The following is an 11282-nucleotide window of genomic DNA, read 5'->3' on the forward strand; positions in this document are numbered from 1 at the left end:
CTGCCGGTCGACCGTCGGGCCTGCAGGTCCGGCCCACACCGGCTTGCACATCGGAGCACACATGAGCGCACGTATCTGGCTTCTGGCCCTGGCGACCTTCGTCACCGGCATGGCAGAAAACATCACTATCGGCATCTTGCCGGCCCTGGTCGACGGGCTCGACGTGCCATTGGGCGTCGCCGGGCAACTGACTACAGTCTTCTCCCTGGCATTCGCCGCAGCAGCCCCCTTCTCACCCCTGCTGACCCGCCGCTTCCCGTTGCGCGGCCTGCTGTGCGCGGCGCTGGGCCTGTTCGCAATATTCAACCTGATCGCAGCCCTGGCCCCTGGCTACGGCCTGCTGGTCGCCGCTCGCATCGGCATGGCGGCGACCAGCGCGCTGACCTGCCTGACTTGCACCCTGATGGCCACCCGCATGGTGCCCGAAGCCCTGCGAGGTCGGGCCATCGGCGTGATTTTCATGGGTATCAGTGGCTCGCTGGTGCTGGGTGTGCCAGTCGGCATGCTGTTGTGCGACGCCCTCGGCTGGCGCGGCGTTTTCATTGGCCTGGCGCTGCTCGCCTGCGCCGTGCTACTGCTGACATGGCGAGCGCTGCCCGCGCTTGAGGGCAGTGAGCGGGTTGCGCCGCGGATGTATCTGCAACACCTGGGTAACGGGCGCCTGCTCGCCGCTCAGCTGGTCTCGCTGCTGATGATCGCCGGACACTTCACCGTCTTCGCCTACCTTGCCCCATACGCCCTGCAGGTTGGGCAGATCCCCACCCAATGGCTGGCTGCAGTGTTTGCCGCCTTTGGCATTGCAGGCGTCTCTGGGGGCTATGTCGGCGGCTGGATGGCCGACCGGTTGGGCGCCAACCGGGCCATTTTGATTACCCCACTGCTGTACCTGGCCAGCCTACTGATGCTGCCCTTGGGCGCGGCAACGCCGTGGCTGTTCCTACCGATGATGATGCTCTGGGGTTGTGTGAGCTGGATGGTCTCGCCGGTGGTGCAAAGCTACCTCGCCAGCCGCGGGGCGCAGACCTTCCCGGCAGGCATGAGCCTTAACTTGTCTGCCATGCACCTGGGAGTGGGTGTGGGCACAGCGGTCGGCGGCCTGGTGATCACGGGCGCAAGCCTCACCGCCACACCCTGGGCGGGTGCCCTGCTGACCGCAGTGGCTGCGGTATTGGCGGCCTGGTCGGCGAGCACCTCGAAGCGAGATAAACCCGCGTTCAGCGAGCGCGAGATGGCACAGGGTTAACTGACTCAACCGCCGAGGTATTCGCAGCAAACGGCCCAAGCTGCTCCTGCTCGAACGCCTCGGCGAGAAAGTCGATCAGCTTGCGCACCGCCGGCATCAGCCCACGCCGCGAAGGGAACAGCGCCACCACCTCGCCTTCGCGTGGCGCCCAGCCCTCCAGCACATGCACCAGCCGGCCGTTGGCCAGGTATTCGCTAACCGCCTCTACAGGCAGCAGCGCTACGCCAACACCGGCCAGGACACCTTCGCGCAACACGGCCAGATCGTCCGAGACCAGCCGTGGACGAAACTCGATAGAGGCTTCGGCGCCCTGCGGCCCGACCAGATCCCAGGTGTAGTCGTGCACATTGATGCCCCAGCACAGGCTTGGCAGCGCTGGCAGTTGCGCGGGGGTTTGCGGCTGGCCATGTTCAGCGAGCAGGCTCGGGGCAGCCACCAGGCAATGCCGACTCGGCGCCAGCCGGCGCATGATCAACTCGCTACTTTGCAGCGGCTGGTGGCGCACGCTCAGGACCAAATCGAAGCCCTCGCCGATCACGTCGACCCGCCGGTTATAGCTTTTCACCAGCAGTTCCACCACCGGGCACTGGGCCATGAAACGCGCCAGGATCGGCGCCAGGCGCGAATCCAATAGCGACGTGCTGCTGGCCAGGCGGACGATGCCGCGTGGCTCGAGCCGATTACGCTCGATCGCATCCTCGGCAGCTATTGCTTGTTCGAGCATGCCCAGGCAATGGTGGTAATACTCCAGGCCCACTTCGGTAACCGCGAACTGCCGTGTCGAGCGCTGGATCAGGCGCACGCCCAGGCGCTCCTCCAACTTGGCCACGCGACGACTCAAGCGTGACTTGGGCAAGTCCAGGATGCGTCCGGCAGGGGCAAACCCGCCGTGCTCCACCACCTTGGCGTAAAGATACAGGTCGTTCAGGTCAAACATCGGCATCACTCGTCCACGACTCACGCGTACATCATCCGCCTTTACGCAAGGATTGTGGTGCCCGTCGTGGTGCCGACCCGGGCCTCCTTGCAGAGGCCCAGGTCTTGCGTCACTTGGACTCGGTGAGTGTGCTGTAGCTGGTCATCAGGTTGCGGTAATCGGGAATGTGGTTGGAGAACAGCGTCCCCAGTCCCTCGATATCGTTGCGCCAGTCGCGATGCAGCTCACAGGCCACGCCGAACCAGGTCATCAATTGCGCCCCAGCGGCCTCCATGCGCCGCCAGGCCGAATCGCGGGTCAGCTCGTTGAAGGTACCCGAGGCGTCCGTCACGACGAACACCTCGAAGCCCTCCTCCAGTGCCGACAGTGCCGGGAAGGCCACGCAGACCTCGGTCACCACCCCAGCGATAAGCAGTTGCTTCTTGCCGGTGGCCTTGACCGCCTTGACGAAGTCCTCGTTGTCCCAGGCATTGATATTGCCGGGCCGCGCCACGTAGGGCGCATCCGGGAATTGCGCCTTGAGCTCCGGCACCAGCGGGCCGTTGGGGCCACTTTCGAAACTGGTGGTGAGAATGGTCGGCAACTTGAAGTACTGGGCCAGGTCAGCCAGCGCCAGCACGTTGTTCTTGAAGCGGTCCGGATCAATGTCGCGCACCAGCGACAGCAAGCCGGTCTGGTGATCGACCAGCAGTACCGCTGCGTTGTTCTTGTCCAGACGCTTGTATTGAAATGCCATGGTGGATCTCCTTGCGTGGATGGGAAAACGCGCCCCGCGTGGGGTCAGCTACGTTGCGAATCCAACTGCTCGTTCTGGCTGACGACGGCCTGGGCCTTCATGTAGCTCTCGATCAGCAGCTGGTAGTGCGGGAATACTGCGCTGTAGGCCTCAGCCCACTGGGCGGCGTCCGGACGGTTCCAGGTGCGTTGTACCTCCGAGCAAACCGCTGCGGTGTCCATCGGTACCACGCCAGCCTGGACCACCCGCGCCAGGGTCACTTCCTGGGCCATCTTCGAGTAGGTACCTGACGCGTCGATGACAGCGAACACCTGATAACCGGCATTTACCGCGCTGATGCTGGGGAAGGCCATGCAGACACTGGTGATGGTGCCGGCGATGATCAGTTGCTTGCGCCCGGTCGCCTTCACGGCGGCCACGAACTCGGGATTGTCCCAGGCGTTGATCTCACCCTTGCGCGCGACGTACTGGGCGTGCGGAGCGGCTTCGTGAATCTCTGGAATCAGCGGGCCGTTGGGCCCCTGGGGCACGGAGGCGGTGGTGATGACCGGAATCTTGGCCAGGCTGGCGACTTTGGCCAAGGTGATGGCGTTGGCCCGCAGTTCGGTCATGGGCATGTCCTTGACCGTCTGGAACAGGCCACTCTGGTGGTCGATCAGCAGCATCGTGGCATTGTCAGGATCAATCCGGGGGATCTGGCCTTCGAAGTTGGCAGCTTGCGAGAAATTGCTCATCGTTCTCTCCTCTTGTTTGGAGAACCGGCCATCCTGGCCAATGCGGTCGGGCCGCGACCCACAGGTCCACAGTGGGGATTATGAGAGTAGGCAACGCAGGCTGAGTGAGACGACCGTCAGTCGGCGACCTGAAGTTATTGCGCTCGCCAAACAGGCTGAGCGCACGACAGGCGTAACGGTAAAGGCCGGACGAACCGGTCGGTAGCCCCATTGGCGCACCCTCAGAGTTCCATTGCGTGAACGATGACTGGCACTTGGACGGCAAAGCGCACGCTAGCGCTGCCCTGCTTTGTTCAGAAATTCCTGAAGTGATTATTTGCCCACAGCGATTTTTCCCTCGCCCCTCCCTCACCAGAATCGCATCACCACAATCACAATAACCGTGAGGCCACTCCCGTGGACCAGACACTCCAGGTACGGCAAGCCGCCGCCGACCTCGTCGCCGCCTTTGCCAGCAACGACAGCGCCCGCTACTTCGCCTGTTTCAGCGAAGATGCCACCTTCCTTTTCCACACATTGGCGCACCCCCTGCTGTCACGCCGCGCTTATGAACAGCTTTGGGCCCAGTGGCAAGCCGAAGGCTTTACCGTGCTCGCGTGCCAGTCGAGCAACGTCCACATCAGCCTGCAAGGTGAGCTGGCGATCTTCATCCACGATGTCGCCACGCGCATTCGCATCGCCGGTGAAGAGCACGCGCTGAGCGAGCGCGAGACCATCGTTTTCCGCCGCCAGGATGAGCGCTGGCTGGCCTGCCATGAGCACCTTTCAGTGGTTAGCCAAGCCTGAAACCGTTTTAGCCTTTGCGGCCCTGCCGCCACTGCCAACGCACCCACAAGAGGGTCTGCGCACTGCGCCGACCTACAACAACCGCGCTGGAGCATCATCATGAGCCACTCGACCGGTATCGAGACCAATGGCGTCGAACAGATCCCCGACGATCAACGCGACGCCACCCCGCTTGACCTGTTCCGCCTGATCTTCGGCGGCGCCAATACCTTCGCCACTGCGGTACTGGGGAGCTTCCCGGTGCTGTTCGGCCTGTCGTTCCAGGCCGGCGTCTGGGCGATTCTGCTGGGGGTCGGCATCGGCGCCTTGATCCTCGCCCCGATGGGCCTGTTCGGCGCGCTCAACGGCACCAACAATGCGGTGTCGTCCGGCGCGCATTTCGGCGTGCACGGGCGTATCGTCGGCTCGTTCCTGTCACTGCTGACTGCCGTGGCGTTCTTCTCGCTGTCGGTGTGGAGCTCGGGCGATGCCCTGGTCGGCGGCGCCAAGCGCCTGGCCGGGCTGCCGGAAACCGACCTGACCCTGGGCCTGGCCTATGGCTTGTTCGCGGTGCTGGTGCTGGTGGTGTGCATCTTTGGTTTCCGCTTCATGCTGTGGGTCAACAAGATCGCCGTGTGGGCCTCCAGCCTGTTGTTCCTGCTGGGCCTCTTCGCCTTCGCCGGGCCTTTCGACGCGGGCTTTGCCGGTAGCGTCAATCTCGGCCAGGCAGGCTTCTGGGCGGCCTTCGTCGGGGCGGCGATCCTGGCCATGAGCAACCCGGTGTCGTTTGGCGCGTTTCTCGGCGACTGGTCGCGCTACATCCCGCGTAAGACGCCCAAGGCGCGCATCATGCTGGCGGTGATCGCCGCCCAGGCGGCCACCTTGATCCCGTTCCTGTTTGGCCTGTGCACCGCCACCCTGGTGGCCAGCCAGGCGCCGGACTACATCGCCGCCAACAACTACGTCGGCGGGCTGCTGGCCATTTCGCCGAGCTGGTTCTTCCTGCCCGTGTGCCTGATCGCGGTAATCGGCGGCATGTCCACCGGCACCACCGCCTTGTATGGCACCGGCCTGGACATGTCCAGCGTATTTCCCCGACTGCTCAGCCGCGCAGGTGCCACTTTGCTGATTGGCGTGGCGGCCATTGGCTTCATCTTCCTGGGGCGCTTCACCTTCAACCTGGTGCAGAGCGTGTCGACCTTCGCCGTGCTGATCATCACCTGCACCAGCCCATGGATGGTGATCATGATCCTCGGCCTGATCACCCGTCGCGGCTTCTACCATGCCGATGATCTGCAGGTGTTCACCCGCGGCCAGCGTGGCGGTCACTACTGGTTCCTGCATGGCTGGAACTGGCGTGGCATGGGCGCCTGGCTGCCGAGCGCGGCGGTCGGCCTGTGCTTCGTCAACCTGCCGGGGCAGTTTGTCGGCCCGCTTGGCGAACTGGCCGCAGGCATCGACCTGAGCCTGCCGGTAACCCTGGGAATCGCCGCTGTGCTGTACCTGCTCCTGCTCAATCTGTTCCCTGAACCTGCTGGCGTGTATGGCCCTCTAGGCCCGCGCTGGGTGCGCTGCAAAAGCACCCCACACATGCCGGTAACCCCTGCTGCCGAAATGGCCTGACTGGAATTCGCCCATGACCACTCCTCACTACATCGACGGCCGCTGGGTCGAAGGCCAAGGCAACGACTGCATCACGGTGCATGAGCCAGCGCTGGGCTTGCCCTTCGCCGAACTGATGTCGGCCAGCACTGCGCAAGTCGACCAGGCAGTGGCGGCCGCCCGCCGCGCCCTGCCGGCTTGGAAGCACACCTCTGCCGCTGCACGGGCGGCGCTGCTGCGCGGTTTCGCCGAGCAACTCGGGGCGCGCCGCGACCCGCTGATCGCCTTGCAGATGCGCAACAACGGCAAGCCGCGCCATGAGGCCGAGATCGATCTGGACGATGCCGTGGCGACTTTCGCCTACTACGCCGATCTTGCCGAGCAACTCCCAGAGAAGAATCGCGACGTGCCGCTGGCGGTGCCTGGCTTCAGTGCGCGCACGCGCCTGGAGCCGGTCGGCGTGGTGGGCCTGATCGTGCCGTGGAACTTCCCGCTGGTGACCAGCGCCTGGAAGCTCGCCCCTGCCCTGGCAGCTGGCTGCACGGTGGTGCTCAAGCCCTCGGAAGTCACCCCGCTGATCGAGCAAGCCTACGGCCAGATTGCCGACGTACTTGGCTTACCGGCAGGCGTGCTGAACATCGTCAACGGCAAGGCCGAAACCGGTGCGGCACTGAGCAGCCATAGCGGCTTGGAAAAGCTGTCGTTCACCGGCAGCAATGGCGTTGGCAGCCAGGTGATGCGCGCCAGCGCGGCGCAGTGTCGGCCGGTGACGCTGGAGCTGGGTGGCAAGTCGGCGATCGTCGTGTTCGACGATTGCGATGTCGAGCAGGCGGTGCAATGGATCATTGCCGGTATCACCTGGAACGCCGGACAGATGTGCTCGGCGACCTCGCGCCTGCTGGTCCAGGACGGCATTGCCGATGCACTGCTGGCGCGCTTGCAAGCAGCGCTGGAGACGATGCAGGTAGGTAATCCCCTGACTGAAGAGGTGCAGATGGGGCCGCTGACCAGCCAGGCGCAATGGCTGAAGGTTGCCGGCTACTTTGCCACTGCACGGGAAGAGGGGTTGCAGTGCCTGGCGGGCGGCAAGGTGCTCGATCGCGATGGCTGGTTCGTCAGCCCCACGCTGTATGTCGATGTGCCGGAACACAGCCGGCTGTGGCTGGAAGAAATCTTTGGCCCGGTGCTGTGCGCTCGGCGTTTCAGCACTGAACAGCAAGCCATTGCCCAGGCTAACGACAGCCGTTTTGGCTTGGTCGCCACCGTCTGCTCAGCCGAATTGCAACGCGCCGAGCGCGTGGCCGATGCGCTGGAAGTGGGCCATGTGTGGATCAACTCGGTGCAGGCGGTGTTCGTTGAAACCTCGTGGGGCGGCACCAAGGGCAGCGGGATCGGGCGTGAGCTTGGGCCTTGGGGGTTGGCGGCGTATCAGTCGGTCAAGCATGTGACGCGGTGTCTGGGCTAAGCGCAGGCCGCTAAATGTGCTGCGTTCATGAGACTGAGCGCCGCTCGTGCGGCGCTCGATCTCAAAGCTGAAACACTGACTTACTGCGCAGCAGGCTCAAGCAGGCTCGTCGGCCGGCCGCTGGCCTTCTTGCACCAGCACCATGCTCTGCGGCGACGACAAGGGAATGTCTTCGTCTCGCAGACGCCCCAGCACAGTGAACAGCAGATCACTGCGCGCTCCCGACACCTGCCGTGGGCTGGCCACGTAGCCGCTGACACTCAGCACCATGCCACTGGCGGTGAGGTCCTTGAAGGTCACCGAAGGCGTCGGTGCATCGAGGATCGCTTCATGCTCGCGGTAGGCATTGAGCAACAGCTCGCGCACCTGGCTGGCGTCGGTCTCCAACGGCAAGGTCAGGGTAATGCTCACCACCCCCAGCGCATTGCCCATGGTCACGTTACGCACGTTCTGCGAAATGAACTGCGAGTTCGGCACGATTACCGTGGAGCGGTCGGACATCTGGATCTCGGTGGCGCGCACATTGATGCGGCGGATGTCGCCTTCGACCCCGGCAAGGCTGACCCAATCGCCCACTTTGACCGGGCGTTCGGTCAACAGAATCAAGCCAGAAATGAAGTTCTGCACGATCTGCTGCAAACCGAAACCAATACCGACCGACAGCGCACTGACCACCCAGGTCAAGCTGGTCAGGTTGATGCGCAGGGTCGACATCACCAGCATCGCCAGGAACAGGAAGCCCAGGTAACCGACCAGGGTCACCAGCGACGCGCGCATGCCGGCATCCATGTCGGTTTCCGGCAGCAGGCGCTCGCTCAGCCAACGCTTGACCACGCGAATGGCGAACAGACCACCGAAGAACATCGCCAAGGCCAGGAAGATATCCTGCGGGACGATGTTGAGGTTACCGAGCACCTTACCGCCGCTGCCATCCCAATCGGCCAGGCTCATCAGCAGCTCACCCGGGCTGGTGCCCGACGGCATCAGCGCGAGCAGCGCGGCGGCGAACAGCAGCAAGGTGCGGCCAATCCCGGCCAGGATGGTGCTGGCCTGGGCTTGGTGACGCTGGGCCAGGCCGAGTGCCGAGGCCAGCGCCAAGCCGCCCGGCTGGCGCGGTGAAAGCAGGGTTTCGCAGAGGTCGCCGAACACCGTGACCAGCAGGTAGGCACAGGTTGCGACCACGCTGATCCACAACAGCTTGGCAGTGAGGAAGTAAGCCAGGGTCAGGTAACCGGTCAGCAGCGCCAACACGGTCAGCGCCAACCATACGACGATGACGAACGGGATCAGCCCGGCCAGGCCTGGCGGTCGCTCAAGCTTGTGCAGGCGACGAGTACGGCGGTAGCGGACCAAGGCGGCGAAGAAGATCGACGCCACCACCAAGGCAGTCAAGCCGTTGGTGGCCAGGGTCAGCGCCAGGCTGGTGCCGATCACACTGTTGATCCGCTCCTGGCTGAGCAGCACCATCAGCGCCAGCGCCAGCAGTTTCGGGAACCAACCCAGGGCACTGGCGACCTCGTCCGGGATCGGCGGCAAACGCCAAGAGGGGCGCTGCAACATCAACATGGCACGGCCCAGACCGGTGATGAAGGCGCTGAACACCACCAGGGTCAACACATGGTTGATCAGGCTGGCGATGTCGGCGCCCAGCTCGGCGCTGGTCTCAAGCCCCCAACGCACCAGCGACACCGAGCCGGAAATGGTGCCCAGGGTCGCCAGGCTGACGCTCAGGGCCAGGGCGCTGCGGCGCAGGCGACCTTCAGGCAACCAGCGGATCATCGCATCGGCCAACAGCCGCTCGAGTACCCGTCTTACCAGGGTCCACACCAGCAGCGCCGCGATCAGGCTGGTGATGAACAGCCAGCGGTTTTCAGGGCTGAAGGCACTGGCCAGGGCATCGGCTGCTTCGCCACGCAGGGCCCGCAGGCGGGCAACGTCATCGTCGGTCGGCCGGATAAAGCTCGACCAGAACGCTGGGCTCAGCGGGCTCGCCGCGCGGCTGGTGATCTGCGAGTTGAACTGGCTTCGGCGCAGGTTGACGATCTGGGTCGACAGGTCGCGCGCCGACTGGGTCAGCTGGGTGGCGGTCTGCTGCTGGGCGAGCAAGGCCTTCTTGTCGCTGGTCAGTTGCTGACGCTGGCGGGTGATGCTGTCGGCTTCGTCCGGCAGCACTGGGCCGAGCACCTTGAGCTGGTCTTCCACGCGCTCCAGATCGGTCGTGCGCAATGCCACCTGGGCATCGGCCTGGCGCTGCACCTGCATGGCTGCCTGGCGCAACTGCGAGAGCTGGTCGTCATTGGCATTGGTGGTCACACCCTGGCGGATCTGGTCGAGCCGGTCGCTCAGTTGCTCCAGGCTGGCGTTTTCTTCCAGCGCAGGCATTTCCCCGGCCAGTAATTGCCCCACAGGGGTAGCACCCGCCGACCAAGCCGGTGTGGCCACCCACAAGAGCAAGGCCAGAATCCCTACGCAGAAACGGTCAAGGCTTATACGCCTCATTGAAATCCCCTAATGTTCACAAGCACAACTGGCGGGGAATTCTACGCTGCTGCGCGTGATCAGGAGAGTGCCGTCTCTCGGTCCAGCAATTGCCGCTTGCGCTCGACCCCCCAGCGATAACCGCTGATATCGCCATCCCGACGCACGACCCGGTGGCAAGGGATGGCCACGGCGATGCGGTTGGCAGCGCAGGCCTGCGCCACCGCGCGGACCGCCTTGGGCGCGCCAATACGCTCGGCGATCTCGCTATAGCTGACGCGCTGGCCTGCCGGGACCTCACGCAATGCCTGCCAGACCCGCTCTTGAAAGGCTGTGCCTTGAACGTCCAGTGGCAGGTCCAGGCCGAGGGCGGGTTGCTCGACGAACCCCACTATCACGGCGATCAAGCGCTCGAAATCGGGATCAGCGCCGATCAGCTGCGCCTTGGGGAATTGATCCTGCAAATCATTGAGCAACGCTTCAGGGTCGTCACCCAGGAGAATGGCGCAGATACCGCGCTGACTCTGCGCCACCAGAATGGCGCCCAGCGAGCATTGGCCAAGGGCGAAATGGATGATGGCGCCTTGGCCGCCTGCACGGTACTGCTTGGGCAGCATACCCAGACGCTGGCCGGCGCTTTCGTAGAAGCGGCTGTTGGAGTTGTAGCCGGCGTCGTAAATGGCCTCGGTCACCGAGCTGGTTTTGTCGCCCAGGCGATCGCGCAGGCGCTGGGCGCGGAAGGCCGAGGCGTAGGCTTTTGGCGTCAAGCCGGTTTCGGCCTTGAACAGGCGGTGCAGGTGGAACGGGCTGAGGCACAGTTCGATGCCCAGCTGATCGAGGTTGGGGGCGCTGTCGCTGGCTTCGATCAGGCGACAGGCGCGGGCGATCAGATCGCTGCGCCGGGATGCTCCAGCGCAGCGTTGGCAGGCGCGAAAGCCTGCCGCTTCGGCGGCGCCAGGGTCAGCAAAGAAGGTGACGTTTTCGCGTTTGGCCAGGCGTGACTTGCAGCCAGGTTGGCAGTAGATGCCCGTGGTGCGCACGGCGTAGACGAAGTGCCCGGCTGCGCTGTTGTCGCGGTTTTGCACGGCGAGCCAGCGCTCGGCGTCGGTGGCGTAGGCGGGCTTCATGGGGAGTGGCTCCTGGCGGTGGATGGGAGTGAGATTGCCAGCTGCCGATGCCGGGTTCACTCCGATTCTTGCGCGTAAACTTCATGATTACTGGGCCGCTGCGTGGCCCTTCGCAGGCAAGCCCGCTCTCATGGAACAAAACATAATTCTTTGATTTGACTGAGGCAGCGTGGGAGCGGGCGGCCCCCCCGCTTC

Annotated in this window: 9 protein-coding genes; 4 read left to right on the forward strand and 5 right to left on the reverse strand. The window is 64.2% G+C overall.

Annotated features, from left to right (window positions below):
- The first annotated feature begins 61 nt into the window (after positions 1-61).
- A complete protein-coding gene (locus tag AAZU54_RS20335) occupies positions 62-1243 on the forward strand; it encodes an MFS transporter (protein ID WP_434727575.1) in 1182 nt (393 codons plus the stop codon).
- Here AAZU54_RS20335 and AAZU54_RS20340 read toward each other — a convergent pair.
- The 3 genes from AAZU54_RS20340 to AAZU54_RS20350 form a co-directional block, all read right to left on the reverse strand.
- Entirely contained in the window at positions 1215-2180 is a 966-nt protein-coding gene (locus AAZU54_RS20340) for a LysR substrate-binding domain-containing protein (RefSeq protein ID WP_434727576.1), read from the reverse strand. The genes AAZU54_RS20335 and AAZU54_RS20340 overlap by 29 nt on opposite strands.
- A 109-nt stretch (positions 2181-2289) precedes the next feature.
- Positions 2290-2916 carry an isochorismate family cysteine hydrolase YcaC gene (gene ycaC, locus AAZU54_RS20345; RefSeq protein ID WP_186554204.1) on the reverse strand — a complete coding sequence of 209 codons (627 nt, stop codon included), beginning with the start codon at positions 2914-2916 and terminating at the stop codon, positions 2290-2292.
- A 44-nt stretch (positions 2917-2960) separates the two neighbouring features.
- Entirely contained in the window at positions 2961-3650 is a 690-nt protein-coding gene (locus AAZU54_RS20350) for a hydrolase (RefSeq protein WP_186554205.1), read from the reverse strand.
- Positions 3651-4046: 396 nt separating this feature from the next.
- Between AAZU54_RS20350 and AAZU54_RS20355 the strand changes: the two genes are divergently transcribed.
- The 3 genes from AAZU54_RS20355 to AAZU54_RS20365 all read left to right on the forward strand — a co-directional run bounded on the left by AAZU54_RS20355 (position 4047) and on the right by AAZU54_RS20365 (position 7482).
- Positions 4047-4436 (forward strand): YybH family protein, encoded by a 390-nt coding sequence (locus AAZU54_RS20355; protein ID WP_186554206.1) that lies wholly within the window; start codon positions 4047-4049, stop codon positions 4434-4436.
- Between the two features lie 99 nt (positions 4437-4535).
- Positions 4536-6038, forward strand: coding sequence for a purine-cytosine permease family protein (locus AAZU54_RS20360; protein ID WP_186554207.1), 1503 nt, complete (start codon positions 4536-4538; stop codon positions 6036-6038).
- Positions 6039-6051: 13 nt separating this feature from the next.
- Positions 6052-7482, forward strand: coding sequence for an aldehyde dehydrogenase family protein (locus AAZU54_RS20365; RefSeq protein ID WP_434727577.1), 1431 nt, complete (start codon positions 6052-6054; stop codon positions 7480-7482).
- A 96-nt stretch (positions 7483-7578) separates the two neighbouring features.
- Here the strand turns inward: AAZU54_RS20365 and AAZU54_RS20370 are convergent, their stop codons facing one another.
- Positions 7579-9981 (reverse strand): DUF3772 domain-containing protein, encoded by a 2403-nt coding sequence (locus tag AAZU54_RS20370; protein WP_405129954.1) that lies wholly within the window; start codon positions 9979-9981, stop codon positions 7579-7581.
- Positions 9982-10040: 59 nt separating this feature from the next.
- The gene (gene ada / locus AAZU54_RS20375; RefSeq protein ID WP_434727578.1) at positions 10041-11087 is read right to left on the reverse strand and encodes a bifunctional DNA-binding transcriptional regulator/O6-methylguanine-DNA methyltransferase Ada; all 1047 of its coding nucleotides are present in this window, start codon (positions 11085-11087) and stop codon (positions 10041-10043) included.
- Between the last annotated feature and the right edge of the window lie 195 nt (positions 11088-11282).

This window comes from Pseudomonas sp. Je.1.5.c, from assembly GCF_051129895.1.
Taxonomy (GTDB): Bacteria; Pseudomonadota; Gammaproteobacteria; order Pseudomonadales; family Pseudomonadaceae; genus Aquipseudomonas; species Aquipseudomonas urmiensis.

Bases quoted from the DNA above. Each gene is read 5' to 3' on its own strand.
- AAZU54_RS20335 (WP_434727575.1), top strand. From the start codon at position 62: ATGAGCGCACGTATCTGGCTTCTGGCCCTGGCGACCTTCGTCACCGGC.
- AAZU54_RS20340 (WP_434727576.1), bottom strand. From the start codon at position 2,180: ATGTTTGACCTGAACGACCTGTATCTTTACGCCAAGGTGGTGGAGCAC.
- ycaC (WP_186554204.1), bottom strand. From the start codon at position 2,916: ATGGCATTTCAATACAAGCGTCTGGACAAGAACAACGCAGCGGTACTG.
- AAZU54_RS20350 (WP_186554205.1), bottom strand. From the start codon at position 3,650: ATGAGCAATTTCTCGCAAGCTGCCAACTTCGAAGGCCAGATCCCCCGG.
- AAZU54_RS20360 (WP_186554207.1), top strand. From the start codon at position 4,536: ATGAGCCACTCGACCGGTATCGAGACCAATGGCGTCGAACAGATCCCC.
- AAZU54_RS20365 (WP_434727577.1), top strand. From the start codon at position 6,052: ATGACCACTCCTCACTACATCGACGGCCGCTGGGTCGAAGGCCAAGGC.
- AAZU54_RS20370 (WP_405129954.1), bottom strand. From the start codon at position 9,981: ATGAGGCGTATAAGCCTTGACCGTTTCTGCGTAGGGATTCTGGCCTTG.
- ada (WP_434727578.1), bottom strand. From the start codon at position 11,087: ATGAAGCCCGCCTACGCCACCGACGCCGAGCGCTGGCTCGCCGTGCAA.